The organism is Streptosporangium sp. H13245, from assembly GCF_055690525.1.
On sequence record NZ_JBSZKT010000001.1, the window covers coordinates 676,676 to 697,973 of the forward strand.

The following is a 21,298-nucleotide window of genomic DNA, read 5'->3' on the forward strand; positions in this document are numbered from 1 at the left end:
AGGAGGGCGGCGGTCCTCCCGCGTTGCGCGACTCCGGGCCGATCCGCCCCGCGTTCCGGCATAAAACCTCAGGTCAACGCCGTACGGCACAGTGGAAACACTGAAAAGCCGCGATGAACGCGACTTCCGCCATTACTCCGCTACGATCCGCGTAACCACTACTACGGTCTGGTGACATGTCCGGATAAACCATGACCTGGGAGAAGCCGCATTCAACACCATTCTCCACGTCCGGCCCTTCGGCTCGGGATCGACGGCTCCGTGCTGACCGGTGATACGCGGCCACGGCCTGGTGACGGCGCCACCGGTGCGGCCGGGCCGCTCCGTGTCGATCGGCCGCCGACCGACGAGAAGCCCCCCGACGACGCCGTCGGCCACGTTCCGCGGGGGGTGAGCGAAGATCCCGGCACCGGCGATCATGGGCCATTCACTCGACGCCGCGAGATGATCCGCCGTCGCGGGCCGTACCGGAAAGCGCCGGAAGGGAAATCCGGGATCTTGCCGGTCGCGAAATTGACTACATCGAATTGACGAGTCGCCTGCTCATTTCAGGTCATTGCTGAATTGAGGATCCGGCAACCATCATTACCGAACATGAAACAGAATCGAATCGCCGCCCGGCGACCGGAGGATCGGGCCGGGCGGGCGATTCGACGAAACGTCACCGGGCTCGTGCGCGTCGGCGCCGCCCTCCGCCTCGGCCGCGTCGACCCGCTCCACGGCGGACGAAGCAGCCGACAAAGCAGCGGGCGAGGCATCGGAAAAGGCAACGGACAAGACGGGCGGGGCATCGGCGCGTCCGGCTGGGAGGTCGGTGCGGCATGACGGGGATCGGCGAGCGGCTCGCGAAGCTGGAGCGGGATCGGCGCGAGGAGCTGGACGCGCGGTCGCGTGCGGCGGCCACGACGGTCGCCGGCGAGCCCATCGCCGTCGTCGGCATGGCGTGCAGGCTGCCCGGAGGCGTCAACGGCCTGCGGGACTACTGGAAGCTGCTCCTGGAAGGACGGAACGGCGTGGGGGAGATCCCCGCCGACCGCTGGGACGCGAGCGCCGTCTACGATCCCGATCCGCTCGTCCCCGGCCGGATGAACTCCCGCTGGGGCGGCTTCCTGGACGACGTGGCCGGATTTGACGCCGAGTTCTTCGGGATCTCGCCGCGTGAGGCGGTCTCCATGGATCCGCAGCAGCGCATCCTCCTTGAGGTCGCCTGGGAGGCGCTCGAACAGGGCGGCATCGAGCCCGACAGTCTGGCGGGGTCGCGCACCGGCGTGTTCGCCGGTGTCTACCACTCCGACTACCGCAATCTCCAGGCCACCGAACCCGACGCCTACAGCAGCACCGGAACCGCGCACAGCGTGGCGGTCGGCCGCATCAGCTACCTCCTCGGCCTGCGCGGTCCCAGCGTCGCCGTGGACACCGCGTGCTCGGCCTCGCTGGTCTCCGTACACCTGGCCTGTCAGAGCCTGCGGCTGCGGGAGACCGACCTGGCGCTGGTCGGCGGCGTGAACGTCATCCTCGACCCCGACACGCAGATCGCCATGTCGCAGTGGGGGATGCTGGCCCCCGACGGCCGCTGCAAGAGCTTCGACGCCGCCGCCGACGGGTTCGTCCGAGGCGAGGGCTGCGGCGTGGTCGTCCTCAAGCGGCTCATCGACGCGGTCCGCGACGGCGACACGGTGACCGCGGTGATCCGCAGCTCGGCGGTGAACTCCGACGGCCGCTCACAGGGGGTCACGGCACCCAGCGGCATCGCGCAGCGCGAGGTCATGCGCGGTGCCCTGGAGATCGCGGGAGTCGCCTCAGGGTCGGTCGGCTACGTCGAGACCCACGGCACGGGAACCGCGCTCGGCGACCCCATCGAGTTCGAGTCCCTGCACGCGGTCTACGGTACGGGCGGCGAGACGCCGCGCTGCGCGCTCGGTGCCGTCAAGACCAACATCGGGCACCTGGAGGCGGCCTCGGGCGTCGCGGGCCTGATCAAGGCGGCGCTCGCGGTGCGGTTCGGCACGATCCCGCCGAACCTGCACTTCGACCGCTGGAACCCCGCGATCGACGCCGAACGCAGCCGGTTCTTCGTCCCGGACCGCGCGACGCCGTGGCCCACGGGCGAGGGGGTACGCCGGGCCGCCGTCTCGTCTTTCGGGTTCAGCGGGACCAACGCGCACATCGTCCTGGAGGAGCACACGCGCGTCACCGCCCCGCCCGCCGACCCCGGCCTCGCGCTCTACCCGGTCGCGGCGACGACCCTCGAACGGATGCGGGACACGGCGGCCGGGCTGGCGTCCTGGTTGAAGGGCGACGACGGTCAGGTACCGCTGGCCGACCTCGGGCGCACCCTGGAGCGGCGCGCCGGCCGTCCCGCCCGGGGCGCCGTCGTCGCGGGCACCCGTGACGAGCTGATCGAAGGGCTGACCGCGCTCGCCGACGCCCGGCCGTCGCTGGGGGTGGCCGCCACGGCGGCCGGAGCCAACGCCAAAGGCCCGGTGTGGGTGTTCTCCGGGCAGGGCGGCCAGTGGCCGGGCATGGCGCGGGAGCTCCTGGAACACGACGCCGCCTTCGCGGCCGCCGTGGCCGAGCTGGACCCCCTTGTCCGGGCCGAGGCCGGATTCTCCCCGGAGGCGGTGCTGCGGGCGGGACGGCCCGAGGAGATGCTCGGGGTCGCGACGGTCCAGCCCCTGCTGTTCACCATGCAGATCGCGCTGGCCGCTGCCTGGCGTTCCCATGGCGTGGAGCCCGCCGCCGTGGTCGGTCACTCCATGGGCGAGATCGCGGCCGCCGTCGTCGCGGGAGCGCTCAGCCCGCGCGACGGCGCCGCGATCGTCTGCCGGCGCTCCCGGCTGCTGTCCACGGTCGCCGGCCAGGGGATCATGGCCTCGATCGAGGCGTCGGCGGACACGGTACGCGCCGCCGTCGCCGAGGCCGCCGGGCTCGGCAGGATAGACATCGCCGTGCTCGCCGGGCCCAACCTGACCGTCGCCTCGGGGGAGACCGAGGCGATGCGAACGCTGATGGACAAGCTGGCCGCCGACGGCATCGACGTTCACGAGATCAAGGTCGACGTGGCCTCGCACTCGCCCGCCATGGACCCGCTCGCCGGTCCGCTGCGGGAGGCGCTGGCCGACCTGAGGCCCGGCGGCCCCAAGGTGCCGTTCTACTCCACCGTGCGCGGCCCCCGGGACGGGACACCCGTGCTCGACGCCGACTACTGGGTGGCCAACCTGCGGCAACCCGTCAGGTTCGCCGACGCGGTACGCGCCGCGGCCGGGGACGGTCACCGCCTGTTCCTTGAGATCGGCCCGCACCCGGTGCTCGGCAAGGCACTGGACGACACCCTGCTGGACGCGCTGGAAAGCGATGACTTCACCGTCGCCTGGAGCCTGCGCCGGGACGAGCCCGCCCGGCGGGAACTGCTGACCGGCCTGGCGAGGATCTACACCGCCGGACAGCGCGTGGACTGGGACCGGATCTTCCCCGAGGGGACGACGACCGGCGTTCCCTCGACACCCTGGCGGCACCGCCGTTTCTGGGCGGCGACGCCCAGGCCGAAGCCACCGTCCGCCGAGCCCGCGCCGACGCCCGCGACCGAGTGGATGCTGCGGGTCACGTGGCCGACGGCGGAACGGGCGGAGGCGCCCGCGCCGCCGGGTGGGGACTGGCTGGTCGTCCCCCAGGACGAGGGGGACGAGACGCTCGCGGCCGACCTGGTCGGCCTGCTGCGTACGGGTGGCGCGGTCGCGGGTTCGACGCGACTGTCGGTGGCCGCCAAGCGGGCGCGCGGCACGACCGACGTGGTCCTTCTCGCGACCGGGTCCGGCGCGGGCGACGACACCGCCCGCGCCGGACGCACCGCCTCCGACGTCCTCGGCCTGGTCCGTTCCCTGGCCGCGTCCGGCCGGTCGTCCCGTCTGTGGCTGGTCACCCGTGGCGCGCAGGCGGTCGGCGGTGAGCCGGAGCTCAACGCCGCCCACGCGCCCGTGTGGGGACTGGGCCGGTGGCTGGCCGTACAGCACCCCGACCTCTACGGCGGGCTGGTCGACCTGGCGCCCACCGCGTCCGAGCACGACGCCGCGTACGTCCTGGCCGAGCTGGGCGCGGAACCGGGCGACGCGCAGGCCGCCTACCGGGACGGCACACGTCACGTTCCCCGCCTCCGCCCGGTCGAGGACGTACCGGCCGAGGCCGGGCCCCCGATCCCCGGGGACGGCGGTTGCCTGGTCGTCGGCGGTACCGGACGTATCGGACCGGCGCTGCTGCCCGGCCTGGTCCGCCTGGGCGCGCGTCACCTGGTGGTCGTGTCGCGCGGCGGGTTGCGCGGGGAGTCCGCCGAGGCCGCCGCGCGCCTGCGCGCCGAGGGAGTGCCGGTCAGCGACGTACGTGCCGACGTCGCGGACGAGGCCGCCATGAGCGCGCTGTCCCGCCGGTTCGGCGCCGACCTGCCGCCGCTGCGCGCGGTCGTCCACGCCGCCCTCACCGGCGGCACCGCGCGGCTGGAGGACATGGACGAGACCCACCTGGCCGCTATGTTCGCCTCCAAGGTCGACGGCACCGAGTTGCTCGGCCGCCTCGGCGAGGAGCACGACGTCCGGTGTTTCCTGGGCTTCTCCGCGCTGGCGGCGCTGTTCGGCGGCTGGGATCCCGCCTACGCCGCCGCCAACTGCTACCTGGAGACCTTCGTGCACGCCCGTCGGCTGCGCGGCCTGCCTGGGCACGTCGTCAACTGGGGCGCGTGGCGCGAGGGAATCGAGGGCACGCCGCAGCAGTCCCTGTTCGAGGGCACCGGGCTGCGCCTGATGCCCGGCGACCGCGCGGTACGGACCCTGGGGCCGGTGCTCGCCGGTGCGGCGGTCCAGACCGTCGTGGCCGACGCCGAGTGGGACCTGCTGGGAAGCGCCGACTCGGCCGCCCCGTCCCCGCTGCTCAGGGAGCTGACCGCCCCGGCGCCCGAGGACCGCGACGCGCCGCCGGACGGCACCCGGGAGAGCCTGCGCCGTCACGTCCGCGTCGTGGTCGCCGAGGTGCTGGGGTTCCCCGAAGCGGAGGCGCTCGGCGTGGACGAGAACTTCTTCGACGTCGGCATGGACTCGCTGATGGGCCTGCTCATCCAGCGCCGCCTGCGGGTGGTGCTCGGCCGGCGGCTGCCTCCGCTGCGGCTGGCCAGGCACCCGACGGTGGAGATCCTCACCGATCATCTGCACGAACTGCTGAGCGATCCGTCATCCGGCCCCTGAGGACAGGGCGAGGGGCCGTTCACGCCCGCGCCGGTCAGGCCGAAAGAAACCGATAAGGAGCGGACATGTGGAGTGGTGGCGGGTTCTTGAACGTCGTCGAGGGGCGTCCCGGCGGCAGTGGGATCGTCACGTCCCGGGACTTCGCACCGGGTGAGACGATCATGGAGGTGACGGCCGACGTGGAACTGGCCGTCCCTTCTCGTTTCACCCTGCAGGTCGGGGTCGACCGGCACATCGACGCCGGGGAGATTCGCTATCTCAACCATTCGTGCGCGCCCAACGCCTACTTCGCGGCCTCGGCCAGGCGGCTGGTGGCCGAGCGCGCGATCCGCGCCGGTGACGAGGTGTCGATCTTCTACCCCGCCTCCGAATGGGACATGGCCTGCCCGTTCCTGTGCGAGTGCGGGGCCGGGTCCTGCATCGAGTTCGTCACGGGCACGCGCTACCTGGCCCCCGAGGTCCTCGCGCGGTACCGGGTGAACGAGCACGTCCTCGGCCTGTTCGACACGGAGGAGGGGAAGCCTCCCACGGAGGGCGGGAAACCCCTCGCCGGGAGCGGCGACAAGTGAGGGCGCCGTACCTGCGGGTCACCTGGACCGACGAGGTCACCGGCGTGGTCGGCCACCTGGTCGTGGACCGGCTGCGGCGCGGGGTCGCCAGCGGCGGCGTGCGCATGCGTTCCGGATGCACCCTGCACGAGGTCACGGACCTGGCCCGGGTCATGTCGCTGAAGGAGACGGTCCTCTTCCGCCCCGGTGACCGGTACCGCCCGTTCGGCGGCGCGAAGGGCGGCATCGACCTGGATCCACGGCACCCGGAGGCGCGAAACGTCCTCAAACGGTACTTCCTCGCCATGCGTCCCCTGCTGAGAGAGCACTGGGCCACCGGTGAGGACCTGGGGGTCCGGCAGGCCACCATCGACGGCCTGATGGGCGAGATCGGCATGCGAAGCTCGGTCGAGGCCGCGCTCGCGCAGGTGCCCGACGGTGCCGACGCGGGGCTGCGGCGGCTGGCGAGCGCGTTCGCCGTCACCGTCGACGAGATCGGCCTCGGCGACCTGGCCGGGGGCTACGGCGTGGCCCGGGCGGTGGTGACGGCCCTGCGGCACAACGGGGAACGCGCGGCGGACGCCCGGGTGGTGATCCAGGGCTTCGGTTCCATGGGCGGCGCCACCGCCCGCTACCTGGCACGCCACGGACTGCGGGTCGTGGGGATCACCGACGCCGACGGCCTGGTGGTGAATCCGGGCGGGCTCGACGTCGAGACCATGCTGCGGACGCGCACGCTGTACGGCGGCATCAACCGTGACCGGCTGGCGCCGGGGGACCGCGAGCTGCCCGGCGACGCGTGGACCGGCGTCGACGCCGACGTGCTGGTGACCGCGGCCGTGTCGTACGCCGTCCACGAGCGCAACCACGAGCGGGTGCGGGCCCGGTACGTGGTCGAGGCGGCCAACGCCTCGGTCACCCCCGGCGCGGAGGCGGCGCTGGCCGGGCGGAACGTCGAGGTGCTGCCCGACTTCGTGGTGAACTCCGCGGCCAACGCCTGGTGGTGGTGGACGCTGTTCGGCGACATCGCGCCCACCGCGGAGTCGGCGTTCGCGAGGATCGACGAGACGATCGACGACCTCGTGGGCCGGATGAAGCGCGCCGCCGCGACCGGCGGGGTGGCCCCGCGGGAGGCCGCGGTGGCGATCGCCGAGGCCAACGGCGAGGCGATGGGCGCCGAGGGGGAAGAGGGAGAACGCGCGGCGGGCGGCGCCAGGGGATCCCGGTCCGGTTGACGTACGAGACCGCGGTGGGACGAGACGGCCACGGAAGAGGATGACATGCCCACCGGGGGAGAGCTGCTGGTCGCCGCGCTGCGCGCGCACGACGTCGAACTGGTCTTCGGCATCCCCGGCACCCACAACCTGGAGATCTACCGGCATCTGGGCGCGGGCCGCCCCCGTCACGTCACCCCGCGCCACGAGCAGGGCGCGGGGTACGCGGCGGACGGCTACGCGAGGGTGACCGGACGGCCGGGCGTCGTCATCACCACGAGCGGCCCCGGGCTGCTCAACGCGGTGGCCGCCGCGGGGCAGGCGTATTCCGACTCCGTGCCGATGCTGCTCCTCTCTCCCGGTGTGCCGCTGGACCACGAGCGCGGGTCGGGGCTGCTGCACGAGGTCAGGGACCAGTCGGCGGCGCTCGCCGCGGTGTGCGGCAGCAGGCGGGTGCACACGCTCGCGGAGATCCCCCGGGTGCTGGCCTCGGTGTTCGCCGGGTTCACGACCGGCCGCCCCCGGCCGACGCACGTGGAGGTGCCCTACGACCTGCTGGCCAGCGCCTCCGACATCCCCGTGGCGGCCCCGGTGCGCGCCGCCCCCGCCTCCTCCTCAGAGCAGGCCGCCCTCGCCGCCGCGCGCGTCCTGGCGACCGCGAGGAAACCGGTGATCATCGCCGGTGGCGGTGCGCGGAACGCGGCGGGCGAGCTGCGCGAGGTGGCCGAGCTGCTGGCGGCACCGGTGGTCACCACCGCCAACGGCAAGGGGGTCCTGCCGGAGAGCCACGAGCTCTCGCTCGGTGCCGCGCTCCACGTACCGGAGATCCGCGACCTGCTGCGCGAGGCCGATGTCGTGCTCGCCGTCGGCACCGAGCTGGCGGACACGGACACCTGGTCCGGCGCGCTGGACCTGCCCGGCCGGATCGTACGGGTGGACGTGGACCCCGACCAGGTGCACCGCCCCGTCCCCGCGGCGTACCCGCTGGTGGGCGACGCGGCGGGCACGCTCGCCCGGATGATGCCCGCCCTCACCCCCCGCCCGGGGAACGCGGGCCGGGGCCTGTCCCGGACGGCGGCCCGCGCCGCCGTGACGGCGTACGGCGAGCGCTGGCGGCCGGTCGTCCGGGCGCTGCGCGCGGCACTGCCGGAGGACGCGGTGCTGGTCAACGACAGCGCGCGGGTGTGTTACCTGGGCGCGCTGACCGGCTTCCGGGTGGAACGGCCGGGCAGCTTCCTGTACCCCACCGGCTTCGGCACCCTCGGGTACGCGCTCCCCGCCGCCATCGGCGCGTCCCTGGGCGTGCCGGGACGGCCGGTCACCGCGCTCACCGGCGACGGCGGGTTCCAGTTCACCGTGAACGAGCTGGCGACGGCCGTGGAGCTCGGCCTGTCCCTGCCCGTCGTGGTGGTGGCCAACGGGGGCTACGGCATGATCGCCCAGGAGATGGCCGAACGCGGCATCCCCAGGATCGGCGTCGATCTGCTCGGGCCGGACTTCCCCGCCCTGGGCCGCGCCTACGGCGGCGAGGGGGTGCGCGTCACCAGCCCCGCCGAACTGCGCGCCGCCGTCACCCGGGCGCTCACCGTCCCCTGCCCCACCGTCATCGAGATCCCCGAACCCCGCGCCGACCACCTCCCGGGGCGCCCGTGAGCGGGCGGGGTTCGCCGGGTGCCCGGCTCCTCGGGAGATTCGCCGGTCGCCGATGATGGCTATCGAGGCGTACTCAGTTACGCCGACAATGCGTACACAATGAGGATTAGAGAGCGTCTCCATTCGGTGTATTGCATGCCGTTCAACCTGGAGGCATTTCGGTGTCCATTCCGTTACGCACCGTATTTACGGAAAACTCGAATTCACCTTCCGTAAACAGGTCCATATAACCCTCTTGACATTCTCATCTGGAATACAGATGATCGCCCATATCGGCGTCTGAAAGCGATAAATCAGACGGCTCCGCCGGGGCGGACCGCGGTGGGAGAGGGGTCACCATGGGGGCTCGTCGCGTGGATCGACAAGACCGGCGGGATCCGGGCGCGCTCCCCCGAACCGTTCACCGGACACCCGGCCGAGGCCGGGATCATACCGGTGGACCGCCGAACCGCTGGCCACACTCCGGATCACCTTGACGAGTACGGCCTGAGATCGCCGCGGCGAACGCGGCCACAGAACTCCACCCCGACCGGCCGGTGCTCGTCACAGACGGAGACGTCGAGCGGCTCCGGGTCGCGTTGCCCGTCGATGCTTTCACTCTTTCCGTTGAACAAAGGTGATTATGCGTATTCTCCTGGTCTCGATGCCGTGGGCGGCGATCGACATGTCTCCCATCGCGCTTGGAATACTTACCCGGCTCACGCGGACCAAACTCACCGATATCGATGTCCAAACCGTCTTCGGAAACCTCGACTACGTCGACTGGCTCGCCGAACGCTGCCCCATCTCCCCGGCCGACTACAATTTCTTCGCCGTCGACTCCCACTTCAGAAGCTGCGGTGACTGGGTGTTCGCCCCCGCCCTGCACGACACCGAACGCCACGCCGAGGAGTTCGAGCGGATGGCGCGCGCCGAGTTCCCCGGGGAACGGGTCGACCTGATGCTCAAGCTGCGCGCGCTGAGCGACGAGTTCGTCCGGGACTTCGCCGAACGCATCGTCGCGATGGCCCCCGACGTCGTCGGGTTCACGTCCACGTTCCAGCAGAGCGTCGCCTCGCTGGCCGCGGCGCGGCACATCAAGCGCCTCGCCCCGGAGATCGTGACGGTGTTCGGCGGCGCCAACTGCGACGGCCCCCAGGGAGCCGCCATCCACCGCAACTTCCCCTGCGTCGACCATGTCGTCCGGGGAGAGGGAGAGCTGAGCTTCCCGGCGCTGATCGAGGCGCTGCTCGGCAAGGGAGATCTCAAGGACATCCCGGGACTGTGCTGGCGCCGGGCGGACGGCGCCTCCGTGGCCAATCCCATGGAGAAGAAGCCCATTCCGCCCGGCGCCCTGGTCCCGCCCGACTACTCCGAGTTCTTCAGGCGGTGGTCGACGTCGGTGGCGCGGTCCTGGTTCGAACCGGTCCTCGTGGTGGAGGGGGCGCGCGGATGCTGGTGGGGCGCCAAGCACCACTGCACGTTCTGCGGCCTCAACGGCTCGTCCATGGAGTTCCGCAGCAAGAGCCCCGGACGGTTCTACGAAGAGATCATGGAGCTTGTCGAACGCCACCGGGTCCTCGACGTCTTCGTGGTCGACAACATCCTGGACATGGCCTACTTCACCTCGCTCCTGCCCCGGCTCGCCCAGGCCGACTACGACCTGCGCCTGCACTGCGAGGTGAAGTCGAACCTGCGGCGCCACCAGCTGCGGATCCTCGCCGACGCGGGCATCGTCACGATCCAGCCGGGCATCGAGAGCCTCAACAGCCACGTCCTGAAACTGATGGACAAGGGCGTGACGGGCTGTCAGAACGTGCGGATCATCAGGGACGCCGAATCTCTGGGCATCAAGGTGCTCTGGAACTACCTCTACGGCTTCCCCGGAGAGACGCCCGCCGACTACACAGCCGTCATCGAGCAGTTCCCCGCGCTCCACCACCTGTGGCCGCCCGAGGCCATCAGCCGGATCATCATCGAACGGTTCAGCCCCTACTTCGACCGGCCTGAGCTGGGCTTCCCGGACCTGCGGCCCACCCTCCCGCATCGGCTGATCTTCGATCTTCCCGAGAACGAGAGCTTCGACCTCGCGTACTCCTTCGACGCGCGACCGGCGGGGATCGACGAGGAGATCGCGCACCGGCTGCAGGTCGCCACCGCCGACTGGCAGAAGGTGGCGGCCGAGAGCCGCCTCACCTATCACGACCTGGGCGAGAGCATCGTCCTCATCAACACGCGACCGCATTTCCACTGGTCGACGCTCGTCCTCGACGACCCGGTGGAACGCGCGCTGTTCCGCCTGCTCGACGATCCGCGCGGTGTTCCGGTGCTGTCCCGCAAGCTCTCGGCCGAGTTCGCCGAGGGCGTCTCCGAAGAGGTCGTCCGCCGGATCCTGGCGGACTGGCGCGGTCACGGCGTCGTCTTCACCGACAACGACCAGTTCATCCATGTCGCGGCCGTGGCGGCGAACCGCGAGCTGCAACGAACCAAGTCGAGCGTCCACCGGCGGGCCGCGGACACCGAGCCGGACGCGTCGCGACTGGTCACCCAGCACTGAGGAGGAGCCGCATGCCGAACATCAGGGTGACGCTCTGGCGGGAGTACACCAGCGCGGCCAGGGAGGTCCCGGGGATGTTCCTCGGCGACGCCGACGCCGAGGAGGGCGCGGCGACCGCCTCCGCCCTCCGGTTCAGCGAGCAGGGCGCCCGCAGGGTCGACCTGGCCGACCACGTCGACATCCGGAGGGGCGCCGACCTCGGCCTCGCCCTGGAACAGCTCTCGCTCGTCCGGGAGCTCACCAGGATCGGCCTGTCGGTCCAGTGGGCGCTGGAGTGTGACGGCGACTTCCCGGTCTCGCTCCTCCAGCACCTCTACCCGCCCTCCTCCGCCGTCCACGGCGACGGCGACACCGTCCGCCGATGGCGCGACTCCTACCGCCTCGGAAACCTGCTCTACCGGAAGGGGCCGGGATTCGTCCACGTACGTGACGCCCGGTCGGCCGGCACGCGCCGGCTCATCCTCAGCCGGGACATCCACCTCGACGCCGTCAGGACCCTCCACCAGGGAGCACCGGCCGAATCGGTCCCCCCGGTGGTCGCGGACGACTTCCGCAAGCATCGGCTGGTGGCGGAGATCGGCCCCTACCTGTGGTGGCTTCCGTACCGCCTCCACCGCTGGCCCGACACGCGAGGGTGATCCTCGTAGTCGCACATCGCGTACGGCGAGACGGCCCCGGGCACGAGGTGCGCCCGGGGCCGTCCGCGTGTTCGCCGTCAGCCGCGTAGCAGGGCCTGGCGGGGGTCGCCGTACTCGTGCGTCCCGATGATGCCGCCGCCGCGGCCGGTCGAGTCGTGGATCGTGTAGCCGAGTAGTTCGGCCACCTCGCCGGGCAGCTCCGCGGCGACCTCCCGCGGCACGTTGAGGAAGGAGTTCTCCAGCGGCCGCAGCCACCCCACGCAGTAGCTGAGCACGACGCCGCGCCGGAACTGGTCGGCGGTGCGGTTGGCGCCGCCGCCGTGGAAGACGTCGGCGCGGAACAGCAGGGCGTCACCGGGGTCCAGCCGGGGCTGCACGATCTCGTCGTTCACGGGCCGCCGGTCGTCCGGCCACAGGCAGCTGCCCGGCGCCACCCGGGTCGCGCCGTTGTTCTCGTCGAACGGGGTCAGCGCCACCATCACGTTCACGCACAGCGGGTCCGGCCCGCGCGGCGCGAACCACCAGGCGTCGGAGTCGCGATGGGTGTACTGGCGCGACTCGCGCGGGCCGATCTGGATGAACTCACCCGCGCTGAGCAGGATGCCGTCGCACACCGGCGCGAGCAGCCGCCGCGCCCAGCCGAGCAGGTCGGGGTGGGCGATCAGGTCCGCCGACGAGGGCGCCTTGGCGACCAGCCCGTGCAGCCGCGCCGTACGACGGCCCATGAACGTGTCGTAGACCGGCGACCCGCTGTCGGGAAGGGCGGTGTCCGGGTGCCGGTCCAGCCACCGGTCGATCTCCCGGTCGAACCGGTTCCGCAGGTCCTCGTCGACCAGGCCGGTCAGCACGGCCGTGCCCAGGGTCCGGGTCACCTCGTCCACCTCGTCCCAGTCGAAGGGAGCGTGGAACCGGGGTACCTGCGGCGTCACCCCGCCGTCTGCGTGCTCGGAGACCGAGACGCGGGGAGCGGCTGATGACATGGAAGCCTCCTGATCTGTCTTCGGAAGGACGGTCGGTCGGTCGGGTGATACGGGCGACGCGGGGCCGGTGGGCGAACGCGACGGCGATCGGGCCCCCGGCTAGCGTCTCCGGTCTTCGATCAGCCGGATGAAGTAGTCGCCGGAGACCTCCACCAGGTGCTTGCGCAGCGTCTCGTGCGCCTCCCGTTTCTGCTCGGCCGGTATCACGTCCTGCGCGATCCCCAGATCGCTCACCAGCCGGTAGTAGTCCGGGCGCAGCAGCGACAGGATGACGGCGTCGTGGAACTCCCCGTCCACGAAGAAGTAGTCGCGCAGGATCCCCTCCAGCACCATGTAGCCCTGCGTGACCATCCGCACGGGCTGCCGGTTGTAGAGCCCGGCGAGCATCTCCACCCGGTGCGCCCCCATGGTGTGGAACAGCTGGTTCAGGAGAAGCAGGATGGCCTCCGCGCCGTGCCCCTCCGTCCACAGGTCCTCGTCGCCGATCATCACCCCGATCCGGAAGCTGAGGGCGTGGGCGCCCTGGTCCCAGGTCACCGCTCCGATCCGGGTGCCGTCCGGATCGGTGACGATCAGGTAGCGGGTGCCGCCGGACTCGATGCCCCGGCGCATGTCCTCACGGCTGGGGAAGGCCGCGGACCCGCTGCCGTACAGGCCCGCCCGCCCGCTCGCCCAGGTCGCCAGCGCGTCGTAGTCGTCTTCGAACACACGCCGCAGCGTGACAAGCTCGCCTCTCATCGATGTCCCTTCACCGGATGTCCGTTCGTTCAGGGTTCGTCCAGGGCACGGCCCGTCCTCCCGGCACCGCTCACTCCTCCCAGCGGCGCACGGCCAGCACGGCGTTACGGCCGCCGAACCCGAAGGAGTTGCTCAGGACCGTACGAACCTCCTGCCGGCGAGCGGTGTGCGGGACGAAGTCCAGCCCGGTGTCCTCGGGGTCGTCGCAGTTGATCGTGGGGGGCACCACCCCTTCCCTGATCGTGCAGATCGAGGCGATCAGCTCCAGCGCGCCCGCCGCGCCCAGGGTGTGCCCGGTCATCGACTTGATCGAGGTGATCGGGATGCGCTCGGCGTGCTCGCCCAGCTCGGCGCGGATGGCCGCCGCCTCGATCCGGTCGTTCATCAACGTGCCGGTGCCGTGCGCGTTGACGTAGTCCACGTCCGTCGGGGCGAGCCCGCCGTCCCGCAGCGCCTGCCGGATCGCGCCGCGCGCGCCGCGCCCCTCCGGGTGCGGGGCCGTCACGTGGTGGGCGTCGGTGCTCGCGCCGTACCCGACCAGCTCGGCGAGGATCTCGGCGTCCCGGCCCAGCGCGTGCTCGGCGGCCTCCAGGACCACCACCCCGGCGCCCGCGCCCATCAGGAACCCGTCGCGGTCCCGGTCGAAGGGGCGGCTGGCCCGGGTCGGGTCGTCGTTGCGGCGGGACAGCGCCCCGGCCCTCGCGGTGCTGGAGATGTTGAGCCGGGACACGCAGTCGTCGGAGGCACCGGCCACGGCGACGTCGGCGTAGCCGTGGCGGATCAGCCGGAGGGCCTCGCCGATGCACGTCGCCCCGGTGGCGCACGCGGTGCTCATGGCGTTGGACGGTCCGGTCGCGCCCAGCAGGATCGCGATCTCGCTCGCCGCGCTGTCCACCCCGCTGTTGGCGGCGTAGAAGGGGCTCATCGCCTGGTGACCGCGGTCGCGCAGCGTGGCCAGGGCGGTCGCCATCAGCTTGTCGGCCCCGTAGGCCGACCCCACGTACACCGCGGTCCGCTCGCCCAAGCCGTCGACGAGCTGCAGCTTCGCCTGCGCGGCGGCCTGGTACGTCGCGGCGATGGCGAACTGGGCGTAGCCGTCGAGGCGGCGGCTCAGCTTGCGCTCGATGTACACGCCCGGATCGAAGTCGCGGACCTCCGCGCCGATTCGCACCGGCAGATCCGAGGCGTCGAACCCGGTGATCGGGCTCGCGCCGCTGCGGCCCGCCACCAGCCCCGCCCAGAACTCCTCGGTGGTCACACCGATGGGGGAGACCGCTCCGGTGCCGGTGACCACGACGCGCCGACGTGGCGCCCTGTCGGAATGCGTTGTCATTGCGTTCCTTTCACGTTCGGAGAACGGGGTTGTCGGGGGTGACCACCGACGACGACGGGTTGTCCCCGAGCTCACGCAGCACCACCCGCCGCAGCTCGGCGGCGTCGACCTTGCCGGTACGGTTCAGCGGCAGCCGGTCCAGGACCAGCACGCGGTTGGGGTACTCGTACGCCGGCAGCAGCGCGCGGAGACGTTCCCACCAGACGTGCGGGGCGCCACCGTCGGGGTCGGCCACCACGAACACCAGCTGGGAACCGCGCCGGTCGTCGTCCAGCGCGACGATCTTGACCTCGCGGCCACACCGCTGCGCCGTGCGCTCGATGACCTCCGGGTACAGGGTGTGCCCGGATCGGTGGACCGCGGCCCTGCGCCCCAGCACGTGCAGATTGCCGTCCGGGTCCTGGAAGCCCAGGTCTCCGGTGCGGTAGCCAGCGCGGTGGTCCACCGGTGTGATCCCGCGCTCGTCCAGGTGGCCGGTGAACAGGTCGGGGGAGCGCACCCAGATCTCGCCGGTCGCCCCCGGAGCGACGGGCCGTCCGCCGTCCGCGCCGATCCACACCTCGACCCCGTCGAGCGGCCGCCCGCAGGCCACCGGGTCGGGCGGCAGCGCGAAGGAGATGTTTCCCGCCTCCGTGCTGCCGTAGCCGTCCAGCAGCGGGCGGCCCATCACCTCCTGGAACCGCTCCGACAACCCCGGGTGCATCGGGGCGCCACCGGTGCACCATCGCTCCACCGAGGCGACCGCGTCACGCAGGCCGGGCTGACGCGTCAGGACGTTCAGCAGGCTGTGGTACGTGGCGGGGGTGGCGTCGACCACGGTCGCGCCGGTCCTTCCCACCAGCCGCAACGCCTGGTTGACGCGCGTGTACGGGGCGACGACGAGGGTCGCGCCGCTGATCCAGGTGAGCAGGATCAGCGACAGCCCCCACTGGTGGGAGAAGGGCAGCAGGGGCAGCAGCACGTCGTCACGCCGGTAGCCGAACCGGCGCTGGGTGCGTTCCAGGTTGCCCAGGAACGCCTCGCCGGTACGGACGATGCCCTTCGGGGTGCCCGTGGTTCCGGACGACCAGGTGACCAGGGCGTCGGAGCGTGCGCGCCACCGCGCCGGATCGACCGAGAAGCCGGGCTCGGACAGGCGGCCTGGCTCGGACAGGCGGTCGGCGAGTGCCCCCAGGTGGATGACCCGCCCCTGGGCAGGGGTGTCGGGCATGTCGGTGACGACCCAGGACACCTCGGCGGCACGCGCCGTGGCGGCGGTCTCCGCGGCGGTCTGGCGGTGGTCGAGCAGGACCAGCGAGACGTCGAGGTGCGTCAGTGCCAGTACCGCGGCCGCGTACGACGGGCTGTTGTCCGCCCACAGCAGGACCCGGTCTCCGGCACGCATTCCGGCGTCGTGAAATGCCCGCACCGCCCCGCCCGCCGCGGACTCCAGATCCACGGCCCCGATGCCGTCCGGCCCGATCAGGCGAGCCCCCATGGCGACCTCTCTCCCACTCTCCCACCGCGGCCCGCCCCGGCGGATCCGTCTATTTATCGCTTTCAGACGCCGATATGGGCGATCTTCTGTATTTCAGATGGAAATGTCAAGGAGGTCATATAGCCGTGTTTGTAATAGGCGAATGCGGATTTCCCGCAATACGGTGCGCAACGAGGCGAACACCGAAATGCCCCCAGGTCAGGGGCGTGCGATACACCGGATGGCGACGCCTTCTAATTCTCATTGTGTACGCGCTGTCGGCGTAACTAAGTACGCCTCGGTAGTCCTTGTCGGCGACCGGCATCGCATTCGTGGTCCCGGCGGAAATGGATCGCCGCGTCGGCGGTGACGACCGGCCGGAACGCGGGCCCGGTGAGGCCGCCAAAAGCCCGGCCGGGGCGGAACGGGATCGACGGCGTCGCCCGTCGGGACGCCTCGCCGTGCGGGCCGCCACGGGAGCTTCCGTACGGCGCCATCCCCGAAAGCAGGCGGCTTCCTCCCCCGTCGCCCCCTTACCTGGCGCCGCCGGTTCCGTACCCCAGAAACGACGGGACCGCAGGTCAGAACGCCCGCACGCACCGGCGCCGACCCCCGCGCCTCGCTCGGGAGCCCGAACGAGTCATACGGACAACGGTGAAGACGGAATCCGGCAGGCCCCTACAGGCTTCGATGACACGATCCCGTACGGCCCTCGTTGATCCGGGTGTGACCTCACCCGATCGTGCGTGAGGCCGTCAGGTTGAACTCCTGCGCCAGGATGGCCGCCTGCACCCTGCTGCTCAGCCCGAGCTTGGCCAGCACACGGCTGACATGGGTCTTGGCCGTGTTCTCGGCGAGCCCCAGCTCGGTGGCGATCTGGCGGTTGGACAGGCCGCGTCCGACGCAGGACAGCACCTCCTGTTCCCGCGCGGTGAGCGGTTCCAGCGTCCTCGCCTGCTGCTCGCGCGCCTCCGGCGGCGACATCCGGGTCGCGTAGTCGGCGATCAGCCGCCGCGTCACGCTCGGCGACAGCGCCCCGCCCCCGTTCGCCACGGACCGCAGTGCCGTGATCAGCGAGTCGGCGTCGGTGTCCTTCAGGATGAACCCGACCGCCCCCGCGCACAGCCCCCCGAACAGGTACTCGTCGGCGTCGAAAGCCGTGGTCAGCAGGATGTTGGTCACGCCCAGCATGCACATCCGCCGGGTGGTGGCGATCCCGTCCATCCCGGGCATGCGGATGTCCATGAGCACCGCGTCCGGGCGGAGCGTCTGTGCCAGCCTCAGGGCCTGCTCGCCGTTGGCGGCCTCGCCGACCACCTCCACGTCGTCGGCCGAGTTGATGATCATGGCGAGCCCTATCCGGACGGGAAGATGGTCGTCGACGATGAGAACACGGATGGTCACGACAAAGACTCCTCAGATAAGCACATCCTGAACGGTCCCGGCCGGGTTCAGCGGCAGCACGGCGTGCACTCGCCACCGGTCCCCGTACCACCGCGCGGTGCACGTCCCACCGACCCGCGCGGCTCGTTCGGCCATGTTGGCCACGCCGAGCCCGGAACCGGTGAGCGCCAGGTCCGGGTTCGCAGCCGACAGGCCGTTCTCCACTGTGATCATCATGTGGTCCGGCCGATAGACGATGACGATGTCGACGGCGGACCCGTAGGCGTACTTGAGCACATTGGTGAGCGATTCCTGGATGATTCGGCAGGCTACCGTCTCGACCTCCCGGTGTCCCAGAACGGGAGTGCCCACCGTCCGCAGCCGCGCGGGCGATCCCAGCTTCTCCATGCGTTCCATGAGTGAACGTGCCAGGTCGAGCACGGCGGGCGCGACGGGCAGGGACCGCGGGCTCTGCCCGCCGGTACGCAGGGTCGCGACCATGCGGCGGATCTCGCCGATCACTTCCACACTGCTCTGCCGGATCTCCACCAGGGCCGTCAGATGCTTCTCGTTGTCACGCGGAGCGGTGACCATCGCGGCGGTGGACTGCAGCGCGATGGCGCTCAGGTGGTTGCCGACGATGTCGTGAATGTCGCCCGCCACCCGGGCTCTCTCCTGCATCACCGACTCGTGCCGTTCCACTCCGATTCTTCGCTGCGCCTGTTCGGCACTCTCGCGGTACCTGCGGACTGTCAGCCCGACCACGGACGGCAACACCAGCACCAGGAACATGTAGATCGCGGTCAGCAGGCCGCCCCGGACGGTCTCCGTCCACGCCAGGACGATCAGCGCCGCCACTCCGGTCGCGGCATAGCCTCCGCCGATCAGCCAGGACACCGCGTGCGCCGGTCCGTGCAGGGTCGCGTTGTAGAGAAGGTTGCTCAGGAGAAGCACGGGGAGTAACGATGGCCCCACGGCCGCGTCGGCGACGGCGGCGATCGCCGCCAGCCCCAGCCCGAACAGCGGTCTGGTCCGGCGCAGGAGCAGCGACCCGCTGGCCAGGACCAACGGGGGGATGAGAAACGTCGTTTCGACTATTCCAAAACGATGGGAAAAAACTCCGGCCCGCAATAGAACGCAGCCAAATACAAGCGCGACGACCGCGGTCAGCGCGTCTTGGAACATGGTCTCCCCGTATGGCCACCGCATAGGTTGCAGGATCGCCGAAAGTTGATCATTTCGCAAGACGGTCAGGCTATTGACACTACTCTAAATTGAGTACACGAACGGCCACGTTCTGTGGATGGCAGCAATGACGAAAAATGCCACGATGTTTGCTGGGTGGATCCACCGAAGCGCCATGGCGAAACAATGGGAAGGTGGCCTGACAATGGACATGACCACGACTGATATCGGCCAGGTGGTGGCCGAGATAATCGAGGAGGTGGCGGGCGTTCCCCGCGCCGAGGTGACTCCGGACAAGTACCTCATGGAGGATTTCGACGTGGACTCGCTGGCCGTCGTCGAGATAGGAGCCGCGATTTTCGACCGGTTCCAGGTGGAGATCGACGACGAACTCAAGGACATCAGAACGGTCGGTGACCTGACCGGGCTCATCGAGCGTCAGCTGGACGCACGCGCGGCGTCGTGACAGCGGCAGGACGCCGCCCGGTCATCCGGTCGTCCGATCGTCCGGGAGACACGCGCCTGCCGAAACCCGATACCGGCGGGTGGCCGACGTCCGGGTGACCCGGAAGCGGTTGGCCACCTCCGGCCCGGTTCAGGACGATCATCGCGCCCTCGGCGCACCGGGGCTCGCTCAGACAAACCCGCATGTCAAGCGCCCTGCGGCGGTTTCCGAATCGGTACGGCCGGTGTGCAACCGCTGTTTTTCAGCAGTTGCACACGTAGGCACCGTCCTCACGTTCACGGCTTGAGCCGCGTCGCTCTGCGTTCGAGATCTTCGGCGAACTCCGCCCAGGCCACGGCGCTCTCCTTGGCCACCTGATAGACCAGATCGACGCAGTGCTCGGGAACCGCGTCGATCAGCTGCTTCCGGCTCGGTGGGAGCAGGGCACTTGAGCTGAGCATGCGGAGGAGAAATCTGCCCCGCTCCACGGACCGCAGAGACGGATCCCTAATCAGGGCGTTCAACGGTGATCTGCGGCGGTGGCCGTCCACCGGCTCGGGCCGGGAGACGGGAGCTGTCGAGTCATCCGGCCCGGCTGGCCCGGTTTGCCCGGCTTGCCCGGTTTCCTCGGCTTGAGGGGTGAGCCGAGGCAGCGCATCGGCGGAAGCGGATCTCAGCGACTCCGGCAGGGGAGAGTCTCCTCTCCTCAGGCGGTCACGGACGTCCCGTACCGTGCCCGACGAGATTCCCGCCCGCTGCGCGATCTGCCGAAGCGAGCTGTGCGGCTCCTTCACTATCAGCTCGGCCGCGCGGATCCGGCCGGCCGAGCTGTCCAGCGGGCGGGTCCGGCCGTCACGTCCCAGCCGTGCTGTCGGCTGGGAGTCCTGGGGGAACGCGGCATGGCGGATATTGCGCACCCTCTGGGCGGACAGCCCGGCTATCTGGGCGATTGTCCGGTCAGACCAGTGAGGGTGTGACCGAAGGATCCGGTCGGCCGCGGCGGCGCGGTCGGAAGAGGACAGCGGGAGACCGTGGGTTATGTTCGCCCTGACGGCGAGAACGAAGGCGTCGTGTTCGTCCCCGTCGAAGAACCGAACGCTCATGCTCTTTTTTCCGCACAGTGCCGCTGCCCGCAGCCGGTGCATTCCATCCACGATCCGCATGGTAGGCCGGTGCACTATTATCGGAGGAAGTTTTGTTTCCAGCTCGGATATCAGACGCACATGCTGGAGGTCTCCGGCACTGCGCGGTGAGTCCCCCGGAAGCAGCGAGCCGATGGGGACCTCCTCGACCGGAGATAGAGCGGCTTCAAAATCCCCGTCCGGCGTGTTCCATATTTGGGTTATATCTGACGACACAACAGATCCGATACGCTCAGCCAACGTTGCCCCCCTTCTGGAAGGACATCACACGCTTCTTCGTCCTGCGTCGCACAGGACCAGCGGGCGTCTACGGACGCCCTTTGCGGGATGGCGAATACTACACATGTGTCCTGATCCCCGATTTCGCGAAACGATCAGGCAGCCCCGTGACACTTTGTGATCAAGCTGTTGACGATGGCTTTCCATTGAATTGGAGCATCAGATCGGCCATGTCGTGAGGATCGTCGAATGGCGAGCACACGTCACGGTCCTGGCGCGGTCGGCGCTCGTCGCAGTGCCACCGAATACCGCGCCGTCACGCTCGACAGGCACCGCTCGGTTCAGGCGGAAAGCCAGTCAAGACATTCGTGACACACGAACCCCACGCTCTGATGAGCCAGCCCCCGGTCCCGCGCGTTTACTCTCGCCGACCGGAGTCGAGCTGAGCCCCCGTTCTCTGCCCCCGTTCTCTGTCTCTGTCCCCGTTGTCTGAACACGATCGCCGGTTCAACACTCCCGGACCGGCATTTGGTACTACCGAGCGGATCCCCTGGCACGTGCGCACCAGCACGTCAAGGGAACTCATTCGGCCCGCGGTCA

14 protein-coding genes are annotated in these 21,298 nt (G+C 70.4%); 7 read left to right on the top strand and 7 right to left on the bottom strand.

The features are described 5' to 3' along the window. Positions 1 to 821: 821 nt before the first annotated feature. From ACW9TB_RS03210 to ACW9TB_RS03235, 6 genes are all read left to right on the top strand, one after another. Positions 822 to 5,228, top strand: a complete 4,407-nt coding sequence (locus tag ACW9TB_RS03210) for a type I polyketide synthase (protein WP_472746382.1) — start codon at positions 822 to 824, stop codon at positions 5,226 to 5,228. Positions 5,229 to 5,293: 65 nt separating this feature from the next. Beyond that, positions 5,294 to 5,797 (top strand): SET domain-containing protein-lysine N-methyltransferase, encoded by a 504-nt coding sequence (locus ACW9TB_RS03215; protein ID WP_472746383.1) that lies wholly within the window; start codon positions 5,294 to 5,296, stop codon positions 5,795 to 5,797. Then, positions 5,794 to 7,011, top strand: coding sequence for a Glu/Leu/Phe/Val dehydrogenase dimerization domain-containing protein (locus ACW9TB_RS03220; RefSeq protein ID WP_472746384.1), 1,218 nt, complete (start codon positions 5,794 to 5,796; stop codon positions 7,009 to 7,011). Before ACW9TB_RS03215 ends, ACW9TB_RS03220 begins: the two co-directional genes overlap by 4 nt. A 45-nt stretch (positions 7,012 to 7,056) precedes the next feature. Further along, positions 7,057 to 8,643 (top strand): 5-guanidino-2-oxopentanoate decarboxylase, encoded by a 1,587-nt coding sequence (locus ACW9TB_RS03225; protein ID WP_472746385.1) that lies wholly within the window; start codon positions 7,057 to 7,059, stop codon positions 8,641 to 8,643. Between the two features lie 622 nt (positions 8,644 to 9,265). Then, the gene (locus ACW9TB_RS03230) at positions 9,266 to 11,179 is read left to right on the top strand and encodes a RiPP maturation radical SAM C-methyltransferase (protein ID WP_472746386.1); all 1,914 of its coding nucleotides are present in this window, start codon (positions 9,266 to 9,268) and stop codon (positions 11,177 to 11,179) included. Between the two features lie 11 nt (positions 11,180 to 11,190). Further along, on the top strand, positions 11,191 to 11,817 hold the full coding sequence (locus tag ACW9TB_RS03235) for a DUF5825 family protein (protein WP_472746387.1): 627 nt from the start codon (positions 11,191 to 11,193) through the stop codon (positions 11,815 to 11,817). 77 nt (positions 11,818 to 11,894) lie between these two features. Here the strand turns inward: ACW9TB_RS03235 and ACW9TB_RS03240 are convergent, their stop codons facing one another. The 6 genes from ACW9TB_RS03240 to ACW9TB_RS03265 form a co-directional block, all read right to left on the bottom strand. Then, the gene (locus tag ACW9TB_RS03240) at positions 11,895 to 12,797 is read right to left on the bottom strand and encodes a phytanoyl-CoA dioxygenase family protein (RefSeq protein ID WP_472746388.1); all 903 of its coding nucleotides are present in this window, start codon (positions 12,795 to 12,797) and stop codon (positions 11,895 to 11,897) included. Between the two features lie 99 nt (positions 12,798 to 12,896). Then, positions 12,897 to 13,535 carry a GNAT family N-acetyltransferase gene (locus ACW9TB_RS03245; RefSeq protein ID WP_472746389.1) on the bottom strand — a complete coding sequence of 213 codons (639 nt, stop codon included), beginning with the start codon at positions 13,533 to 13,535 and terminating at the stop codon, positions 12,897 to 12,899. A 70-nt stretch (positions 13,536 to 13,605) separates the two neighbouring features. Then, positions 13,606 to 14,868: a beta-ketoacyl-ACP synthase II gene (fabF, locus tag ACW9TB_RS03250; protein WP_472746390.1), complete on the bottom strand. Its 1,263-nt coding sequence runs from the start codon at positions 14,866 to 14,868 to the stop codon at positions 13,606 to 13,608. A 10-nt stretch (positions 14,869 to 14,878) separates the two neighbouring features. Then, complete coding sequence (locus ACW9TB_RS03255; protein WP_472746391.1) at positions 14,879 to 16,345, bottom strand: class I adenylate-forming enzyme family protein; 1,467 nt, start codon at positions 16,343 to 16,345, stop codon at positions 14,879 to 14,881. A gap of 711 nt (positions 16,346 to 17,056) precedes the next feature. After that, on the bottom strand, positions 17,057 to 17,728 hold the full coding sequence (locus ACW9TB_RS03260; protein ID WP_472746392.1) for a response regulator: 672 nt from the start codon (positions 17,726 to 17,728) through the stop codon (positions 17,057 to 17,059). A 12-nt stretch (positions 17,729 to 17,740) separates the two neighbouring features. Further along, positions 17,741 to 18,775, bottom strand: coding sequence for a sensor histidine kinase (locus tag ACW9TB_RS03265; RefSeq protein ID WP_472746393.1), 1,035 nt, complete (start codon positions 18,773 to 18,775; stop codon positions 17,741 to 17,743). A gap of 322 nt (positions 18,776 to 19,097) precedes the next feature. Here ACW9TB_RS03265 and ACW9TB_RS03270 point away from each other — a divergent pair, with 322 nt between their 5' ends. Next, entirely contained in the window at positions 19,098 to 19,358 is a 261-nt protein-coding gene (locus ACW9TB_RS03270; RefSeq protein ID WP_472746394.1) for an acyl carrier protein, read from the top strand. Positions 19,359 to 19,633: 275 nt separating this feature from the next. Here ACW9TB_RS03270 and ACW9TB_RS03275 read toward each other — a convergent pair whose 3' ends face one another. Then, positions 19,634 to 20,491 (bottom strand): hypothetical protein, encoded by an 858-nt coding sequence (locus ACW9TB_RS03275; protein ID WP_472746395.1) that lies wholly within the window; start codon positions 20,489 to 20,491, stop codon positions 19,634 to 19,636. Between the last annotated feature and the right edge of the window lie 807 nt (positions 20,492 to 21,298).

Coding starts and splice junctions, on each gene's coding strand:
- ACW9TB_RS03255 (WP_472746391.1), bottom strand. CDS start 16,345: ATGGGGGCTCGCCTGATCGGGCCGGACGGCATCGGGGCCGTGGATCTG.
- ACW9TB_RS03225 (WP_472746385.1), top strand. CDS start 7,057: ATGCCCACCGGGGGAGAGCTGCTGGTCGCCGCGCTGCGCGCGCACGAC.
- ACW9TB_RS03230 (WP_472746386.1), top strand. CDS start 9,266: ATGCGTATTCTCCTGGTCTCGATGCCGTGGGCGGCGATCGACATGTCT.
- ACW9TB_RS03235 (WP_472746387.1), top strand. CDS start 11,191: ATGCCGAACATCAGGGTGACGCTCTGGCGGGAGTACACCAGCGCGGCC.
- ACW9TB_RS03240 (WP_472746388.1), bottom strand. CDS start 12,797: ATGTCATCAGCCGCTCCCCGCGTCTCGGTCTCCGAGCACGCAGACGGC.
- fabF (WP_472746390.1), bottom strand. CDS start 14,868: ATGACAACGCATTCCGACAGGGCGCCACGTCGGCGCGTCGTGGTCACC.
- ACW9TB_RS03245 (WP_472746389.1), bottom strand. CDS start 13,535: ATGAGAGGCGAGCTTGTCACGCTGCGGCGTGTGTTCGAAGACGACTAC.
- ACW9TB_RS03215 (WP_472746383.1), top strand. CDS start 5,294: ATGTGGAGTGGTGGCGGGTTCTTGAACGTCGTCGAGGGGCGTCCCGGC.
- ACW9TB_RS03270 (WP_472746394.1), top strand. CDS start 19,098: ATGGACATGACCACGACTGATATCGGCCAGGTGGTGGCCGAGATAATC.
- ACW9TB_RS03210 (WP_472746382.1), top strand. CDS start 822: ATGACGGGGATCGGCGAGCGGCTCGCGAAGCTGGAGCGGGATCGGCGC.